At 63.9% G+C, this 17840-nt stretch carries 17 protein-coding genes; 5 read left to right on the top strand and 12 right to left on the bottom strand.

Going from position 1 to position 17840, the window contains the following annotated elements; genetic code table 11:
• Positions 1-24: 24 nt before the first annotated feature.
• A complete protein-coding gene (locus C8K58_RS00320) occupies positions 25-777 on the bottom strand; it encodes a TetR/AcrR family transcriptional regulator (RefSeq protein ID WP_027606310.1) in 753 nt (250 codons plus the stop codon).
• A 362-nt stretch (positions 778-1139) separates the two neighbouring features.
• On the opposite strand from C8K58_RS00320, the gene C8K58_RS00315 reads away from it, so the two are divergent.
• Genes C8K58_RS00315 through C8K58_RS00300 form a run of 4 tightly spaced genes read left to right on the top strand, consistent with a single transcriptional unit; the run spans position 1140 to position 5742 of the window.
• Complete coding sequence (locus C8K58_RS00315; protein ID WP_027606309.1) at positions 1140-1844, top strand: ABC transporter ATP-binding protein; 705 nt, start codon at positions 1140-1142, stop codon at positions 1842-1844.
• A complete protein-coding gene (locus C8K58_RS00310) occupies positions 1841-3040 on the top strand; it encodes an ABC transporter permease (protein ID WP_108572670.1) in 1200 nt (399 codons plus the stop codon). Before C8K58_RS00315 ends, C8K58_RS00310 begins: the two co-directional genes overlap by 4 nt.
• Positions 3033-4511 (top strand): TolC family protein, encoded by a 1479-nt coding sequence (locus tag C8K58_RS00305; protein ID WP_098479166.1) that lies wholly within the window; start codon positions 3033-3035, stop codon positions 4509-4511. The genes C8K58_RS00310 and C8K58_RS00305 overlap by 8 nt, the downstream gene beginning before the upstream one ends.
• Positions 4501-5742, top strand: coding sequence for an efflux RND transporter periplasmic adaptor subunit (locus tag C8K58_RS00300; RefSeq protein WP_108572668.1), 1242 nt, complete (start codon positions 4501-4503; stop codon positions 5740-5742). Before C8K58_RS00305 ends, C8K58_RS00300 begins: the two co-directional genes overlap by 11 nt.
• 76 nt (positions 5743-5818) lie before the next feature.
• Here the strand turns inward: C8K58_RS00300 and C8K58_RS00295 are convergent, their stop codons facing one another.
• The 11 genes from C8K58_RS00295 to C8K58_RS00245 form a co-directional block, all read right to left on the bottom strand.
• Positions 5819-7213, bottom strand: coding sequence for an FAD/NAD(P)-binding protein (locus C8K58_RS00295; protein ID WP_108572666.1), 1395 nt, complete (start codon positions 7211-7213; stop codon positions 5819-5821).
• Between the two features lie 12 nt (positions 7214-7225).
• Positions 7226-7993, bottom strand: coding sequence for an ABC transporter ATP-binding protein (locus tag C8K58_RS00290; protein ID WP_027606304.1), 768 nt, complete (start codon positions 7991-7993; stop codon positions 7226-7228).
• A gap of 3 nt (positions 7994-7996) precedes the next feature.
• Positions 7997-9337 (bottom strand): ABC transporter substrate-binding protein, encoded by a 1341-nt coding sequence (locus C8K58_RS00285; protein ID WP_065940088.1) that lies wholly within the window; start codon positions 9335-9337, stop codon positions 7997-7999.
• A gap of 18 nt (positions 9338-9355) precedes the next feature.
• Positions 9356-10405 (bottom strand): branched-chain amino acid ABC transporter permease, encoded by a 1050-nt coding sequence (locus C8K58_RS00280; RefSeq protein WP_092357634.1) that lies wholly within the window; start codon positions 10403-10405, stop codon positions 9356-9358.
• Between the two features lie 4 nt (positions 10406-10409).
• The gene (locus tag C8K58_RS00275; protein WP_108572664.1) at positions 10410-11291 is read right to left on the bottom strand and encodes a branched-chain amino acid ABC transporter permease; all 882 of its coding nucleotides are present in this window, start codon (positions 11289-11291) and stop codon (positions 10410-10412) included.
• Positions 11291-12061, bottom strand: coding sequence for an ABC transporter ATP-binding protein (locus C8K58_RS00270; RefSeq protein ID WP_065940090.1), 771 nt, complete (start codon positions 12059-12061; stop codon positions 11291-11293). The genes C8K58_RS00275 and C8K58_RS00270 overlap by 1 nt, the downstream gene beginning before the upstream one ends.
• Positions 12058-12906, bottom strand: coding sequence for an AMP-binding protein (locus C8K58_RS00265; protein WP_027606299.1), 849 nt, complete (start codon positions 12904-12906; stop codon positions 12058-12060). Before C8K58_RS00265 ends, C8K58_RS00270 begins: the two co-directional genes overlap by 4 nt.
• 115 nt (positions 12907-13021) lie before the next feature.
• Positions 13022-14470, bottom strand: a complete 1449-nt coding sequence (locus C8K58_RS00260) for an LLM class flavin-dependent oxidoreductase (protein ID WP_043293595.1) — start codon at positions 14468-14470, stop codon at positions 13022-13024.
• A complete protein-coding gene (locus C8K58_RS00255) occupies positions 14470-14796 on the bottom strand; it encodes an acyl-CoA dehydrogenase (RefSeq protein WP_027606297.1) in 327 nt (108 codons plus the stop codon). Before C8K58_RS00255 ends, C8K58_RS00260 begins: the two co-directional genes overlap by 1 nt.
• An 11-nt stretch (positions 14797-14807) precedes the next feature.
• Positions 14808-16004: an SfnB family sulfur acquisition oxidoreductase gene (locus C8K58_RS00250; protein ID WP_092357640.1), complete on the bottom strand. Its 1197-nt coding sequence runs from the start codon at positions 16002-16004 to the stop codon at positions 14808-14810.
• Positions 16005-16158: 154 nt separating this feature from the next.
• Positions 16159-16722, bottom strand: coding sequence for a helix-turn-helix domain-containing protein (locus tag C8K58_RS00245; protein WP_108572662.1), 564 nt, complete (start codon positions 16720-16722; stop codon positions 16159-16161).
• A 92-nt stretch (positions 16723-16814) separates the two neighbouring features.
• Between C8K58_RS00245 and C8K58_RS00240 the strand changes: the two genes are divergently transcribed.
• The gene (locus C8K58_RS00240; protein WP_027606294.1) at positions 16815-17744 is read left to right on the top strand and encodes a DMT family transporter; all 930 of its coding nucleotides are present in this window, start codon (positions 16815-16817) and stop codon (positions 17742-17744) included.
• The last annotated feature ends 96 nt before the right edge of the window (positions 17745-17840 follow it).

Raw genomic sequence — 17840 nt, 5'->3', positions numbered from 1 at the left:
GGGCTTTTTTTTGCCTGGGATTTCTCAGCGCGAGGCCTTGGCGGCCGGCGCTGTCGCCTGTTCACGAATGGCACGCTGGGTGTCCAGCACCTTGGCCAACGCGTTTTCGGCTTCGGGGCTTTGCTGCGGCACACGAATCGCCGCCGAGACCAGGGTGATCAGCTTGGCCATCACCTCGGCATCCGTCGCCGGGCGGCCCAGGCTCATGGAGTTCATCAGCAGGCGCAATTCGGTACCGGCCATGACCCCGGAAATCGCCTTGAGGGCAAATTGCAGGCGCACCCCCAGCTCGTTGCGCGGCAAGTCCGGCAAGGCCAGGGCGAAGGCTTCGAAGAAGCGTTGGAACACCGGTTGGTAATGCACCTTGAGGTATTCCTGGATAAACGGCGAGGTGTCGCTGTACACCCGCCCGAGGAAACGGATGAACGAACGGCCTTCCCCACTCGCCGGGTCGCTGCGTTCCAGGCCCATGGCCGGGGCGAAGAGCACGCCGAGCAAGGTGTCGCAGTCGAGGGGGCCGTCGGATTCGGCCTCACAGCGCGCCAGCAATTCCAGGCGCTGCTCGTTGAGCGGCTCCAGGCGTTGCATCAGCAGGGTCTTCATCAAGGAGTCCTTGTCCCCGAAGTGGTAGTTCACGGCAGCCAGGTTCACCTGGGCGCGCTCGGTAATCTGCCGCAGCAGCACGGCGTCATAGCCGTATTTGATGAAGAGAGCCTCTGTCGCATCCAGCAATCGAGTCTTGGTAACGTTTGGAGCGCTGAGTTTCTTCGCGACCATAAGGGTTCCACGGCGGAAATATTGTTTTAAAAAATAATTTGATTTTTTATACCGGTGTGGCCGGTCGAAAGCAAGTAGTGACACACCGCCATACTATCCAAAGCCTTTGCCCATGGGGATTCTCAGGCAAGCCACGGACCTTTCGGTAGACCCCCGTACCGGCGAGGGAAATCTTTTCAAAGCGTAAAACCGCTCTACATCCACGGCTGGCGAAGCATCGGGAACACGGTTAGTATTCAAACAATATTTTAAAAACAAGAAATAAAACCAGTCCGTGACGCGAACCAGATAGCTCCCGAACTTGTTACAAAGATTTACAAAGGGCGCATGACGGCAGCGTCGAGACTGCAGGCGTAGTCACGATGACAGATACCCCCGCGCACCCAGGCTTGATTTCCCTGCAAGGCATCGGCAAGCGCTATCAGCTCGCCGGGCAGGAACTGACCATTCTCAATGAGGTGTGCCTGTCCATCGAGCGCGGTGACAGCTGCGGCATCCTCGGCGCCTCGGGCTCCGGCAAAAGCACCCTGCTCAATATCCTCGGCCTGCTGGACCTGCCCAATTGCGGCCAGTACCATTTTGCCGGCCACGATATTTTCAGTGCATCCCCGGACGAACTGGCGGCGATCCGCAACCAGCAGATCGGCTTTGTGTTCCAGAGCTTCAACCTGCTGCCGCGCCTCAGCGCCCTGGACAACGTCGCCCTGCCCCTGAGCTATCGCGGTGTATCGCGGCATGAATCGGTGGCGCAGGCCCTGCGCATGCTCGAACAGGTCGGGCTGGCGGAACGCGCCCACCATCGCCCCGCCGACCTCTCCGGCGGCCAGCGCCAGCGTGTGGCGATTGCCCGTGCATTGGTGGGCAAGCCTTCGGTGATCCTGGCCGACGAGCCCACCGGCAACCTCGACAGCAGCACCGCCCAGGACATCATGGACCTGCTGCTGGCATTGAACCGCGAGCAACAGGTCACACTGATCATCGTCACCCACGACCCGCATATCGCCGAACGCCTGGAGCGCAAGATCCTGGTGCGCAACGGCGTAGTGCACGAGGCCGGGCGCCTATGAGCCTGCGGGTCGAACAGAGCTTCAGCCAACTGCTGCATGAAGCCTTCGTCAGCCTGCGCACCCTGGGCAAGCGCTCGGTGCTGGCCCTGCTGGGCATCGTCATCGGCAGTTCGTCGGTGGTGGCGCTGATCAATATCGGCCATAACGCGGCGGTGGATGCCGCGATGATTTTCAAGGACATGGGCACCGACACCCTGGTCGCCCAGTTCCCTCCCAAGGGCAGCAGCACGGTCCCCGCGCCCGCGAGGCTCGACCTGGATGCCGTGCGCCAGGCCGTGCCGGGCATTGCCCATATCGGCGCGCTGACCTTGTTCAGCGGGCCCATCGTGTTCCATGGCCGCACCACCAACGCCAACCTCGTCGGCAGCACACCGGACATCCAGGCGGCGATGCGCCTGGTGGTACGGCAGGGGCGCGTCCTGTCGAGCTTCGACGCCAACGAAACCTATGGCGTGATCGGTGACCAACTGGCCCAGGCCCTCGGAGCGCCGGGCGATCCGCTGCAACTGGGCGACCGCGTGCGCATCAACGACTACCTGTTCCTGGTGGTGGGCATTCTGCAGAACCAGCCCAGGGCAATGCTGATGCCGGTACAGGCCAACGAGTCGTTGTTCATTCCCGCCGAAGGCATGCGCCGCATCCATGCCATGCCGCAGATCGGCAATGTGATTATCCGCGCCGCGCCCGGCCAGGACATGGAACACATTGCCACTGAAGCCGCCAGCGCCTTGCAGACCCAACTCACCGACCACACGGTCGACATCCAGGTGCCCCAGCAAATGATCGACGGCATGACCCGGCAAAGCCGCACCTTCGCCTACCTGCTGCTGGCCCTCGGTGCCATTTCCCTGGTCGGCGGCGGCGTAGGCGTGATGAATGTGATGCTGATGAACGTGTCGGAACGCCGTCGTGAGATCGGCATTCGCATGGCCCTGGGCGCTCGCCAGCGCGACATCCGCAACCTGTTCCTGCTCGAAGCCGTCACCCTCACCGCCGTCGGCGCGCTGTGCGGTGCGGTACTTGGCATGACCGCCGCCTGGCTCTATGCCTGGCTGTCGGGCTGGCTATTCGACCTGGCCGTCGCCGCCCTGCCCCTGGGCGTGGGCAGTACGTTGCTGGTGGGCTTGTTCTTTGGCATCTACCCGGCGGTGTCGGCCTCACGGTTGCAGCCGGTGGAGGCCTTGCGCGATGAGTAAATGGCTGGGGTTGCTCGTGTTGATCAGCCTGCACGGCATGGCCGCCGAGGTGGTCATCAAGCCGTCGGCCCCCAGCAGCACCCGCAGCGGTTACGACCGGGGCGTGTCCTTGAATGCCCAGGTCACCAGCATGACCCTGGGTGACGCCGTGTACCTGGGCCTGCGCAACAACCCGGCAATCCGCAGCGCCTACCTGCAACGGGTGGCGCAGAAGTTCGACCTGCGCGTCGCCGAAGACGTGTTCAACCCCAAGCTCACCCTTAACAGCTATTACCGCAGCACCCGTGGCTCCCAGGACAGTGCGCGCAATGCCAACGTGGCGCCGGCCACCAGCTTGCTCAGTGAGTACGGCACCCGCCTGAGCATGGCCTGGACCCAGCAGCTGAACAACGCCGACCGCGCCGGCCGCTACCGCAGCGACGGCCTCGACCTGGCGATCATCCAGCCGTTGATGCGCGGCGCCGGCTGGGACGCCACCACCGCACCGTTGCGCCTGTCGCGCCTGTCGGAGCAGGCCAACCGCCTGAACCTCAAGGCGACCGTGGCGCAGACCATCAGCCAGATCATCGCCACCTACCGCGAACTGCTGCGGGCCCAGGAGCAACTGAGCATCGTACAGGACGCCCTCAAGCGCTCCGGCACCTTGCTGGAGGTGAACAAAGCCTTGATCAGCGCCGGGCGCATGGCCGAATTCGAGATCGTGCAGACCGAAGCCGATATCGCCACCCAGCAACTGGGCGTCGAAGAAGCGCAGAACCAACTGGACACCAACCGCCTGGCCTTGCTGCGCCTGCTGGCCCTGGACCTGTCGACGCCGATTCGCGCCACCGAAGCCCTGGAGGCCAAGCCCATGCAGATCGACAAACGCCAGGCCTTCAACCTGGCGCAGACCCAGCAACCGGAATACCTCGCCGCCCTGCTCGGCAGCCAGCAGGCCGACCTCAACCTGGTGATCGCCAAGGACTCCGGGCGCTGGCAGGTGGACCTGGTGGCCGGCGCAAACCAGATACGCGACGCCTACAATAACGACGGCGGCAGCACCAACAACCGGACCTGGGACAGCTACGCCGGGGTGCAGGTGCAGATCCCCATCGGCGACATCAGCACGCGCCAGGCCGAAGTGCGCGCGCGGGTCAATGTGGAGGACCAGGAGATCCGCATCACCGACGCCCGCCAGGAACTGGAACGCAACGTCAACGACGTGGTACGCGACCTCGGCACCCGCTGGCGCCAGTATGAAATCTCCCAGCGCGCGGTGGAGTTGTCGCGGCGCAAGATCGAGATCGAACGCGAGAAACTCAGCGCCGGGCGCTCCACCAACTTCCAGGTGCTGAGCTTCGAGACCGACCTGCGCAATGCCGAAAACGCGCAGCTCAACGCCCTGATCGCTTATTTGAACGCCCAGACCCAGCTCGACTTGACCCTGGGCATGACGCTGGAAAGTTGGGAAATCGCCCTCAATGACTACTAATCGAAAACGCCTGCTGGGCGTCGCATTGATTCTGCTGCTGGCCGGCGCGGGGCTGGCCCTGCGCAGCCCCGCAGAAGGCCCGGCCGGCGCCACCGAACAATGGCTGGCCGTCAAGCCCGACCCGCTGGTGCACCAGATCGGCCTGGTGGGCAAGATAGAACCCGACACCACCCTCACCCTCACGGCGCCGTTCGACGGTAACGTGCAGGCCAATCTGGTGGAGCAAGGCCAGCGGGTCGAGGCTGGCCAGGTGCTGTTGCGCATGGACCCGGCCACCCTTGAGGTGCAGTTGCGCGACGCCCTCTCCGCCCAGCTCAAGGCCCGCCGCGCCGTGCAAGAGCTGCAGGACTGGGACAGCGGCCCCACCGTCAGCCGTGCGCGCCGCAGCCTGCGCACCGCCGAGATGACCGCCGGCAATACCCAACGCAAACTCACCGAAAGCGAAAACCTGTTCAAGCGCGGCATCATCCCGCGCAATGAGCTGGACGACCTCAAGCAACAGGCTCAGCAACAGCAACTGGACCTCGCCTCCGCCCGCAGCGAACTGCAACAGGCCCTCGACCAGGGCAAGGGCGAATACCGCCAGATCGCCGACATGGAACTGACCAACGCCACGGTGAAATACGAGGCCTTGCGTACCCTGCTCGCAGGCAAGGAGGTGAAGGCGCCGTTCTCCGGCATCGTGGTGCCCGCCCCCGGCAACAATACGCCCCAAAGCGGCAACACCAACGCGCCGATTCAGGCCGGCAGCAAGGTCAGCCAGGGCCAGGTGCTGTTCGGCCTGGCCAATATCGAGCGGCTGAAAATCGTCGCCAAGGTGTCTGAGCTGGACATCAACCAGCTGCACCAAGGCCAGGCGGTGGAAGTGCTGGGCGATGGTTTTGACGGGGAACGGTTGAGCGGCTCGGTGAGCGTGGTCAGCGGCCTGGCGATTGCCAGCGACAGCCAGGGCAGCGCGCAGTTTCCGGTAACCCTGACGATTCCCAGGCTGACCCCGCAACAGTTGCAGCGGGTGCGGCTGGGGATGAGTGCGCGGTTGACCATCGTCACGTACAACAATGCGCAGGCGATAGTGATTCCGAGCGAGGCGATCCAGGCGGACAGGACGGTGGAGTATCGAGAAGCGATGGATAAACCGGTGGAGCGGGTGAAGGTGACTACCGGGCAATCGACGCCGCAGGGGGTGGAAGTGTTCGGCCTAAAACCCGGTTTCGTAAAGACCTCAAGATAAATGGAGATCCCCTGTGGGAGGGGTTGCCCGTTCTGTCCCTTAACTGACCGGCATTGGGGCTTGCCCCCTCCCACATTTAGAAATGCGCCAACTTCAATGCCAAGGCCTTGGCCTGAAGCGCCACATCCGTCACCGCCGTGCTCTCCCACCACATCCCGCGCAACGGCGGGCCCATGGCGAACAATCGCATGCTGACCTGGCCCTGGGCATCCAGCACGGCGCCGCACGTGTCCGCCGCAATCCCCAACGCCAGCGGCCCCGGCCTGATCAGCCCGCGCTTGAGCAACTGCTGCGGCAACGGCCGGGCCACGCGGCGCCAGTCGTATTCGATGCCGCTGGAGTTGATCAGCGCCGCTCCCGATACCAGGCTGACCACCTGTTCGCCACGGTAACGCAAGCGAATGGTCACGCCCTCGCCCGAGGGCTCCAGCCCCTTGAACGACGCCGCGCGAATGCGCAACCGCCCTTGCTCATGCAGCCGGGCCACCAACTGGGCACTCAACGGCGGCGAGCGGTGGTGATGGCTTTCCCACCAGGGCCGCACATGCCGCACGAACTGGCGTTTCTCGCCCTCGCTGGCCTGGCTCCACAGCCGGCCGATATGGGCGCGCACCGTGTCCAATGGCGCCTGCCAATCGATGCCCTGCGCCAATGCCAGGCGGCATTGACGCCGCACCTCGCGCAGCAGTTGTCGCGGGCTGCGCAAGGCGTGGTCGGCAGCGAGGAAATCGTCCCAGCCCGGCGGTTGCCGGCGCACATGGGGCAACAAGCCGTGGCGTGAAAACACCTCGATGGGCCCACGGTGCCCGGCCTGTTCCAGGGACACCACGGCGTCGACCATGGTCAACCCGGAGCCGATGATCAGCACCGGCGCCTGCGGGTCGATCCGGGTCATGGCCTGCACGTCCCAGGGGTCCACGGCGGCGGCGTTCAAGCCGCTGGACTGGGTCTGCGGCGTGCGTGCCGCCGGGAACATGCCGGTGGCCAACACCGCCTGGGCGCCGCGCAGTTGCTGGCCGTTGTCGAGGGTCAGCAACACTGAATCGTCGCCGACCTGCAGGTCGACGACTTCGGCGCGGATATGCTCGACGGTGGACGCCGACAACGCCTTGGCCTCAGCCAGCCGTTGCTGCGCATACAGGCCAAAAATCCCGCGTGGCGGGAACAGTTCGCTGATGGGCACGTGTTGCTGGTCCGACTCGGGCCAACCGCCGGCACCGATGTAGGCGGTCAGCCATTGGGTCAGGTCATCGGCGTTGTCCGGGTCGACGCTCATGCGCGCCGCGTTGCCGTTCAAGGTGTGGCCCAGTTCGACGGCGCTGTAGGCCTCGCCACGGCCGAGTTCGGCGCGCGGTTCGATCACCAGGATCCGGCGCTGCCCAGGCCGGCGCAGCAGTTGCACCGCCAGCATCGTGCCGCTCAGGCCGCCGCCGATGATCAGCACATCAGCGTTGCGGAGGGATTCAGTCATGCACATTCGCCTTTACTGTTTACCCAGATAAATATCGTGCAAGTCGCCCCGCGCCAACAGCTCGGCGGCGCTGCCACTCAAGGCCACGCGCCCAGTATCCAGCACGTAGCCCTGGGACGCATAGTTGAGCGCGACGTTGATGTTCTGCTCGGCGATCAGGAAGCTCACCTGCTGCTCGCGGTTGAGCTGCGCGATGATCTCGAAGATCTCCTGCACGATCATAGGCGCCAAACCCATGGACGGCTCGTCGAGCAGTACCAAAGTAGGACGGGTCATCAACGCGCGGCCGATGGCGACCATTTGCTGCTCGCCGCCGGACGTCAGGCCGGCGCGGGTGTGGCGCTTGGTCTTGAGCCGCGGGAACCAGGCGTAGATGCGCTCCAGGTCCTGTTCCATGGCCTTGCGGCTCAGGCGCCGGACAAAGCCGCCGCTGCGCAGGTTGTCTTCGACGCTGAGCTGGCCGAAGACATGGCGGCCTTCCAGCACATGCACCATGCCCTGGCGCACACGCTGGCTGGGGTCGACGCCGGCCAGGTCGACGCCCGCGTATTCGATCACGCCCCGGCTGACTTCGGCGCGCTCGGCACGCACCAGCCCGGAGATCGCCTTGAGGGTGGTGCTCTTGCCGGCGCCATTGGCCCCCAGCAGGGCGACGATGGCGCCCTTGGGCACGCTCAGCGACACCCCGGCCACGGCGAGGATCGCGCCGTCGTAGATCACTTCAATATCGTTGACCGTCAACAACGACGGGCGCGTGGCTTCGCTGGCGAGCTGGCTCATGATTTATTCATCCCCGGTGCAGGTGCGTGGCGTCAGGCCTTTTTCCTTGGCGAACGCCGCGGATTTTTCATCGATCAGCGGGCGCAACAGGGCGCGGTCGGCGGCGATCCAGTCGCTGATCAGCGTCCAGTGGGCGCCGTCCCATTGCTGCACGCGCGCCGAGCCGCCGCCTTCGTGGTCGCGGCACGACAGCTTGAGGTTCTGCATCAGGCCCAGGTAGCCCATGTCCTTCAAGCGCGCGTCATCGATATTCAGGTGTTCCAGGCCCCAGCGACCTTCTTCGCCATTGAGCGGACGCTTGCCGAACCTGGCCTGGCCGGTGCGGATCGCTTCCACGGCCACGGCGGCGTTCACCAGGCCGGAGTTGTAGTAGACGCTGCCGAAATTCTTCAGGTCCTTGAGGTCGCTGTGGCCCTTGTCGAGGATGTACTGCTTGAGGCGCTTGTGGATCTCGAAATCCGCTCCTGCCGGGTAAGGCGTGAGCGCCAGGTAGCCCTTGGCGGCGGCGCCTGCGGGCAATACGTCTTCGCTGGAACTGGCCCAGATGTCGCCGATGATATGGTCCACCGGGAAGCCGAAGCGTGCGGCGGTTTTCACCGCCACCGGGGTGGACACGCCCCAGGTGCGCAGGAACACCCAATCCGGGTTGGCCTGGCGTACCTGGCGCCATTGCGCGGACTGCTCATTGCCCGGATCGGCCACCGGAATCTGGATGTTTTCAAAACCGTATTTTTCCGCCAGCAATTTCAGCGGGCCAAGGGTTTCGCGACCGTAGGCCGAGTCGTGGTAGACCGTGGCGATCTTCTTGCCCTTGAGTTTGTCGAAGCCGCCTTCGCGCTGGGCGATGTAGTTCACCAGGGTCGACGCCTCGCTGTAGAACGTCAGCATCACCGGGAAGTTGTACGGGAACACGGTGCCGTCGGTGGCTTCGGTGCGACCGTAGCCGAGGGTGATCAGCGGGATCTTGTCCACCTCTGCCCTTTCGCTGAGCGCATAGGCCGCCGGTGCGCCGTTGGGCTGGTACACCGCGACCGGCGCGCCATCCAGGCCGTTCTTGAAGCGCTCGTAGCACTCGATGCCTTTCTCCGCCGTCCACTCGGTCTCGCATTCCTGCCACACCAGCTTGACGCCATTGATGCCGCCTTCGACCTCGTTGATATAACGCAGGTAGTCGATCATCCCGGCCCACACCTGCACGCCGCTGGAGGCGTAGGCACCCACCCGGTAGGTGGCCAGGGGAAAGAACTGCTGGTCGGCCGAGGCTACCGCCTGGGGCACGGCACCGGCCAGGGCAGCCAGCGCGAAGGCGGCGCCGGCCAGGGAGCGTTTCAAGGATGCACGCATAGGGACTCTCTTATTCAGTCAGAAACGTAGGGGCCACTGACGCAGCCGGTCACGGAGGTTGTACAACAGGCGAATCAAGCCCTCGGGCTCCTTGATCAGGAACACGATGATCAACACGCCAAAAATGATTTTCTGCAGGTTTTGCAACTGCCCCGCGTCCACCGAGCCACCGAACAACGCCTGCCCGGCATGGCTGAGGAAGATCGGCAGCAAACTGATGAATGCCGCGCCGACGAAGTTGCCGGCAATGCTGCCCATGCCGCCGATAATGATGATGAACAGGATCTGGAATGAGCGGTTGATGTCGAAGCTGCTGGCGCTGGCCGTGCCCAGGTAGGCAAACGCCCACAACGCGCCGGCGATGCCGAGGTAGAACGAACTGACCGCAAACGCCAGGCGCTTGTAGCGCACCACCGGGATACCGACCACGGCGGCGGCGGTGTCCATGTCGCGGATCGCCATCCAGTTGCGACCCACCTGGCTGCGCACCAGGTTGACCGCGGCCCAGGTCAACAACAGCACCGTGACCAGGGTCAGCCAGTAGCGGCCCAGCGGCGTGTTGAGGTCATGGCCGAACAACGCCAGCTTCGGCGCCGAAATGGTCCCGGACGAGCCGTAGTTGTAGAACCAGGGGAATTTGACGAACAGCCACTCCAGGAAAAACTGTGCGGCCAAGGTGGTGACCATCAGGTAGAAGCCTTTGATCCGCGAGCTGGGCAAGCCAAACAGCAGCCCGACCAAGGCGCTGATGATCCCGCCGCCGAGCAGCGCCACCGGCAGGCCCAGCTCAGGCAGGCGCAGTAAAAACCCATAAGTGGCGAACGCCCCAACCGCCATGAAGCCGGCTGCGCCCACCGAGGTTTGCCCGGTATAGCCGGTGAGTAAATTCAGGCCCAGCCCGGCCAGGGACAGCACCAGGAACGGGATCAGGATCGCGTTGAGCCAATAGTCATTGCCCCACAGCGGCACCACGATAAACGCCAGCGCCAGCAGGCCGAGCAGGCTCCAGGGCACGCGCCGCTGGACCAGCAGCAAGGGGGCGGTGTGTTCAGCAACAGGGATCGACATGCTTTCAGACTCGCTCGATGGCGCGCTCGCCGAACAGACCGGCGGGACGGATATACAGGAAGGACAACGCCAGGACATAGGCGAACCACGGCGTGATACCACCACCGATCAGCGGGCCGATATACACCTCGGCGAGGTTCTCCGCAGCGCCGACAATCAGCCCGCCGACAATCGCCCCGCCAATCGAGGTGAAGCCGCCGATGATCAACACCGGCAAGGCCTTGAGCACCACCAGCGACAGCGAAAACTGCACGCCCTGGCGCGCGCCCCACAACAACCCCGCCACCAGCCCGACGATGCCGGCCACCGCCCAGACGATCTGCCAGATGCGGTTGAGGTTGATGCCGATGGACAGCGCCGCCGTGGTGTCATCCGCCACCGCGCGCAGCGACACGCCGATACGGGTCTTGTTGAACAGCAGCGCCAGCACGGTCACCAGCAACACGGCCACGGCCGCAGCGATCAGGTCGAACTGGCTGAGCATCAGCGGCCCGACGAACAGCGGTACATCGTCGATGCCCAGGTCCAGGGCGCGCACCTGCGAGCCCATCACGCCCTGGGCCAGGCCTTCGATAATGAACGACAGGCCCAGCGTCGCCATGAACAACGTGATCTGCGAGCGGTTCACCAGCGGCCGCAGCACCAGGCGCTCGATGAGCAAGGCGCCGACGATCATCACGATCACCGTCAACAGCAACGCCAGGGCAAACGGCACGCCCTGGTCGTGCAGGCTGACGAAGGTCAGCGCGGCAAACAGCAGCATCGAGCCCTGGGCAAAATTGAACACGCCGCTGGCCTTGTAGATCAGCACGAAGCCGATCGCGACCAGGGAATACATGGTGCCGGCGAACAGGCCGCCGAGCAGGGTTTCGAAGAAGAACGTCATCAGTGCGTCACTCCCAGGTAGGCCGCGATCACCTCGGGATTGGCCTGCACCTCGGCAGGGGTGCCGTCGCCGACCTTGCGCCCGTAGTCGAGCACCACCACATGGTCGGACAGCCCCATGACCACGCCCATGTCGTGTTCGATCAACACCACGGTGGTGCCGAGGTCGCGGTTCACGTCGGCGACAAAGCGCGCCATTTCCTGTTTTTCCTCGGCGTTCATGCCGGCCATGGGTTCGTCCAGCAGCAACAGGCTGGGCCCGGCGATCAATGCACGGCCCAGCTCCACACGCTTTTGCAGGCCATAGGACAGGTTGCCCACCAGCACATCGCGGTAGGCTTGCAGCTCCAGGAACTCGAGGATGCCCTGGGCCCGCAGTCGGAAGGCTTCGGCTTCACGGCGTGCGCGGGGCAAGCCGAGGGCCTGTTCGATAAAGCTGGTGCGCATATGCCGCGACAGGCCGGTGAGGATGTTGTCGAGCACGCTCATTTTCTTGAACAGGGCGTTGTTCTGGAAGGTACGGCCAATGCCTCGACGCGCGGCGCCCAGCGGGTCGATACGCTGGAAATGCTGCGCCTCGAACACGATCTCGCCGGCATCGAAGCGATACACGCCGTTGAGCACGTTGAGCAATGAACTCTTGCCGGCACCGTTGGGCCCGATCAACGCGCAGATTTCCCCGCGCGCCACCTCGAACGACAGCCCATTGATCGCCTTGACGCCCTTGAACGACAGCGAGATGTCCCGCACCTGGAGAATGGCTTGGCTCATGCACGTTCCCGTTTGAATTCGGCAAGCCACGTCGGCTCGGCATTGGATTTGAGGGGCTGCCAGATATAGGCCAGGCGCTGGAAGCCCAACAGTGTGCGCACACGGTTTTTCAGCAGGCGGCGCAGGCCGCTGTGCGGGTGGGCAATGGCCCAGTCGCACAGGCGTCGACGCCAGGTGCCGTGGGGTGGCAGGCGGCTTTCGATCTCGTCGGCCAGGTGCAGCAAACGGGCGGGCGACAGCAGCAGGCCGGTGGGCGCGACTTCGCTGCGATCACGTCGCGCCGAGGCCAGGCTTTCCGGGAAGGCCAGGCCGTGGCCGCTGCTCAGCCACTGCTCCAGCACCACCGCCAGGCCGCCTTGCCAGTGGGTGCCCTCCTCGCTCCACAACGCGGTTTCACCGGCGGGCTGCCACCAGCGCTGCAGGTGTTGCGCCGGGTCCACGGGGCCGAGCAGTTGGGCGAAATCCAACCGCTGGGTGAAGGTCCAATCGCGCTGGCGACCTTGAACGTAGGCGTGGCTGGGATGAATACGCCACAGCTGTTGCTCCAAGGCCTGCGGCTCGAGGTTATCGGCCAGCGTCAGCACCTGTGCACCGACGGAATGGGCCGCCAACGCCAGCAACAGCAGGTTCGGCTCAAAGGCGCCGCTGAGCACCAAGCGTGACTGTTGATCGAAACCTTGCTGGCGCAAACCATCGGCCAGGCGTTCGACATCGCGCAAGGTGTCGATCCAGCGCCAGGCGTACCACTGGCCCTGGCGCTTGTGGCGCAGGGCGATGTGCAACGGTGTGAGTTGCGCCCAGTGGCTCAGGTGTTCCAGGAGGGCCGTTGGTTCGTGCACGCTCATAGGGGGTTGCTCCTATTGGGGGGTGTGCGTGCGGTGGTCCGCTGGCTTGATTATTTGGATCGACACAGGACAACTGTGGGAGGGGCGGTACTTGCTCCCGATGGCGGTGGATCAGTTAGAACACCTTTGACTGAGCCACCGCCATCGGGGGCAAGTCGAATCGTCGCACCGCCCCTCCCACATTGGTTTTTTGTATCCCAGATAAATTGCGGTAGCCCGCGCCAGGGTGGTTCGCGCCCAACCTTGCACCATCGCCAAACAACTTCTCGCGCAACGTGCCCTGGGCGTATTCGGTCTTGTACACGCCGCGCTTCTGCAACTCCGGTACCAGCCATTCGACGGCGTCGACAAAGGTTTCATGGGTCAGCGCATAGGCGAGGTTGAATCCGTCCACGTCGGTCTCTTCGACCCACTCCTGCAACAGGTCCGCCACGGTCTCCGGGCCGCCGACGAACAGCGGGCCAAAGCCGCCGATACCGACCCAATCGGCCAGTTCGCTGGGGGTCCAGACCTTGTTCGGATCCGCCGTGGAGAAAGCTTCCACCGCCGATTGAATCGCATTGGTGTGCACGTGCTTGAGCGGTTCATCCGGCTTGAACTGGCTGAAATCGATCCCGGTCCAGCCGGAGATCAGCGCCATCGCGCCTTCATAACTGGCGTAGGATTTGTATTCGTCGAATTTGGCCTTGGCCTTGGCGTCGGTCTCGTCGACGATCACGGTCTGCAAGTTGAAAATCAGGATTTTCTTCGGGTCGCGTCCGGCTTCGGCCGCACGGCGGCGGATGTCGGCGACGGTCTTTTTCAGCAGCACCTTGGACGGCGCGGCAACGAACACGCATTCAGCCTGCTCGGCCGCAAACTGCTTGCCACGGCTGGAGGCACCGGCCTGGTACAGCACCGGGGTGCGCTGCGGCGAGGGTTCGCACAGGTGGATGCCGGGCACCTGGAAGTGTTTGCCGACGTGGCGGATCTCGTGGATCTTGCTCGGGTCGCTGAAGATCCGACGTTCACGGTCGCGCAGTACCGCGCCCTCTTCCCAACTGCCTTCCCAGAGTTTGTAGCAGACCTCCAGGTATTCCTCGGCATAGTCGTAGCGGGCGTCGTGTTCGGTCTGGGCTTTCTGGCCAAGGTTCTTGGCGCCGCTTTCCAGGTAGGAGGTGACGATGTTCCAGCCGATGCGGCCCTTGGTCAGGTGGTCGAGGGTCGAGAGACGGCGGGCAAACGGATACGGGTGTTCGAACGACAGCGATGCGGTGAGGCCAAAACCCAGGTGCTCGGTGACCAGCGCCATGGGTGCGATCAGCGACAACGGATCGTTGACCGGCACCTGGGTCGCCTGGCGAATCGCCGCGTCGCCGTTGCCGTTGTACACGTCGTAGATGCCCAGCACGTCGGCGATAAACAGGCCGTCGAACTTGCCGCGCTCAAGGATCTTCGCCAGGTCGGTCCAGTATTCAAGGTCCTTGTACTGCCACGAGCGATCGCGCGGATGCGCCCACAGGCCCGGCGATTGGTGGCCGACACAGTTCATGTCAAAGGCGTTCAAGCGGATTTCACGGGACATCACAGCACTCCGTTGAGGTGGTAGTTGCCGACGACCTGGTATTTCCAGCGCAACGGATCATCCAGGGTCGGTGGCAGCGCGGTGCGTTGGCCGGTCAGTTCGAATTCGGTGTTGCTGGCAAAGAGCAAGGCTTCGGCGGCGGCGATCTGCGCTTCAGTGACGGCGACCGGGCTTGGATCGGTTTCGGCGCGTTCCAGCAAGGCGGCTGCTACATCCACGCGAATCTGCCAATCGCCGAAGCGGCTGATCACGTAGGGGTCGTCGCTTTTTGCGACGTGGCGACGGGTGCTGTCCAGCAGTTGGCGTGCGAGGGTCAGGGCGGTCATGGGTCAGGTCCTCAGTTCCAGGCGTGGCGCGCAGGCTTGACGCCGTTGAGCACGAAATTGCCGATCAGGTGGTATTTCCAGCGGGCCGGGTCGTGCAGGGTGTGGGTCCGCGCATTGCGCCAGAAGCGGTCGAGGTTGTGCTTGGCGGTGACCGAGCGGGTACCGGCCAGTTCGAAGAGTTTGCTGCTGGCGAGCAACGCGGTTTCGGCCGACAGGACCTTGGCCTGGGCGACCACCAGCGAGGCCTGGGCGACGGTGTCTTCATTCGGTTCGGCAAGGGCCCGGTCGACGGCGAGGCCGGCCTTGGCGAGGATCGCTTCGGTGCCGTGCACACGCCACTCCAGGTCGCCGATGGCGGCGATGGTGAACGGGTCCTGCCAACCGTGATCCTGCTGGCTGTCGATCCACGGACGGGCCTGGCGCGCGAAGATTTTTGCCTGTTCAAGGGCGCCGACGGCAATGCCGGTGTCCACAGCTGCCTGGATGATTTGCGAAATCGGCCCATCGGCCGTGGGCTGGTCAAACGCCAGGTGGGCGGGAATCACCGCGCTCAAGGGCACGCTCACGCCGTCGAGGGTCACGCCGCCGCTGGCGGTGGTGCGCTGGCCGAAACCGTCCCAGTTGTCGATCACGGTCAGGCCTGGCGCATCGCGCTCGACGAGGCCGATGAACGCCTGGCCCTTTTCGTTATTACCCACGGTGGGCACGATATGGGCGAACAGCGCGCCGGTGCAGTAGAACTTTTCGCCGTTGATCTGCGCGGTGTCGCCGTGGAAGCGAATCTGCGTGTCGAAGGTGCCGGCGTTTTTGCTCTTGGCCTCGGAGAAGGCGTTACCAAAGCGATAACCCGCCAGGACTTTGCCAAAGTAGTGGCGTTTTTGTTCCTCGGTGGCGGTTTGCAGCAGGATGTCCACCACGCCCAGGTGGTTCTGCGGGATTTGCCCCAATGACGGGTCGGCGGCGGAGATCAACTTGATCACCTCGGCCACCGTCACATAGGACACCCCGGCGCCGCCATAGGCCTTGGGAACGGTGATGCCCCACAGGCCGCTGGCGGAAAACTCGTCCAGTTCGGCCACCGGCAGGCGCCGCTCGCGGTCGCGCGCGCTGGCGTCGACGGCAAAGCGTTCGGCCAGGCGCTTGGCGACCTCGATGGCCTCCGCGTCCGAGCGGATGATATGGGCAGGTTGTTGAGGGTGGGCAGACATGGGCCGACTCCAGGCTCCGAGGGGGTACTGGAGTGTTTGCAGGAGTCGTGCCTGAATTTAATCGTCAGTAAAATCAGCCGGTTGCCGCGTAAACAGGCGTACAACCGCAGTTTCAAACCAGCAAAGTGTGCATCCACTGTTGGCTGGCAAACAGTTAGATCACCACATTGCGCACAAAGCGCACGGCGACGTCGCCGTCATTGCGATAGGCATGGGGCTGGTGGCTGGCGAACATGAAGAACTCGCCGGCACCGATGGTGTTTTCCTGCTCGCCGATCACCAACGTCAGGCTGCCCTCGAAGACGAACAGTTGCTCGCTCCACCCCTCCAGGTCGGGGTCCGGGCAATAGCGATCGCCCGGTTCAAGACGCCACTCCCATAACTCGACCTCGCGCCGCGCCGTGGCCTTGGCCAGCAACACCGCCTTGCTGCCGTCGATTTCCCCCGCCCAGGCCAGTTCGTTGATGCGGCTGTGATCGCGCACATCCGGCGCCTGGATCAGGTCGCTGAACGCCACATCCAACGCTTCGGCCACACGGTCGAGGGTGGACAGGCTGACGTTCTTTTCCCCGGCCTCGATGGCCACCAGCATGCGCCGGCTGACCCCGGACTTTTCCGAGAGCGCAGTCTGGCTCAGGTCGGCGGCGTGGCGCAGGCGACGAACGTTCTGGCTGACATGCTGCAGGACCGAGGCCCGTTGTGGATTTTCTTTGTGCACTATATTGCTCAATGGGTGGGTGTGCGCAGTATACTGCCCAGCGTGCGGCGCATTGTGCGGTCCGTGCCTTTCCCTTGCAAGACCGAGCCGCCATGACCACGCCGAACTCCCCCTCGCGTTTCCACCGTTTCAGCAAAGCCGAGTGCATCCTGGTGTTTATCACCATGATCTGGGGCGGCACGTTTTTGCTGGTGCAGCATGCCATGACTGTCAGCGGGCCGATGTTTTTCGTGGGCCTGCGCTTTGCGGCGGCGGCGATTGTGGTCGGGTTCTTTTCCTTGCGTACCTTGCGCGACCTGACGTTGTTCGAATTGAAGGCGGGCGTGTTCATCGGCGTAGCGATCATGTTCGGCTACGGCCTGCAGACCATTGGCCTGCAGACGATCCTGAGCAGCCAGTCGGCGTTCATTACCGCGCTGTATGTGCCGTTCGTGCCGCTGCTGCAATGGCTGGTGCTGGGCCGGCGCCCGGGGTTGATGCCAAGCATCGGCATCATGCTGGCGTTTGCCGGGTTGATGTTGTTGACCGGTCCCGCCGGGGCTTCGCTGAATTTCAGCCCCGGGGAAATCGCCACCCTGATCGGTGCCGTGGCGATAGCGGCGGAAATCATTTTGATCAGTGCGTTCGCCGGGCAAGTGGACGTACGCCGGGTGACGGTGGTGCAACTGGCGACGGCGTCGCTGCTGTCGTTTTTGATGGTGGTGCCGATGGGCGAGGCACTGCCGGGGTTCTCCTGGCTGCTGCTGTTCAGCGCCGTGGGCCTGGGCCTGACCAGTGCGGTGATCCAGGTCGCCATGAATTGGGCGCAGCAAAGCGTTTCGCCGACACGGGCCACATTGATCTATGCCGGTGAGCCGGTGTGGGCCGGGGTAGTCGGGCGGATCGCCGGCGAGCGATTCCCGCCGATTGCCATGCTGGGGGCGGCGTTGATTGTCGTGGCGGTGATTGTGAGTGAGATCAAGACAAAAGGGCAAAAGGCCATCGAGTTGCAGGATGAGCGGGAACAGGAGCAACAGGGCTAGGGTCCGAAACAATGCCAAACGGGAGTTTTCGACCTACTTTGTAGGATCCTGCCACATGTTGCCGTTTGGTGATCGACAAAGCGGCACGTATGATGC

This window comes from Pseudomonas sp. GV047, from assembly GCF_003058245.1.
In the GTDB taxonomy this organism is placed as follows: Bacteria; Pseudomonadota; Gammaproteobacteria; order Pseudomonadales; family Pseudomonadaceae; genus Aquipseudomonas; species Aquipseudomonas marginalis.
Note: the sequence above shows the minus strand (reverse complement) of the source record. Positions and strands in the feature narration are given on the sequence as shown.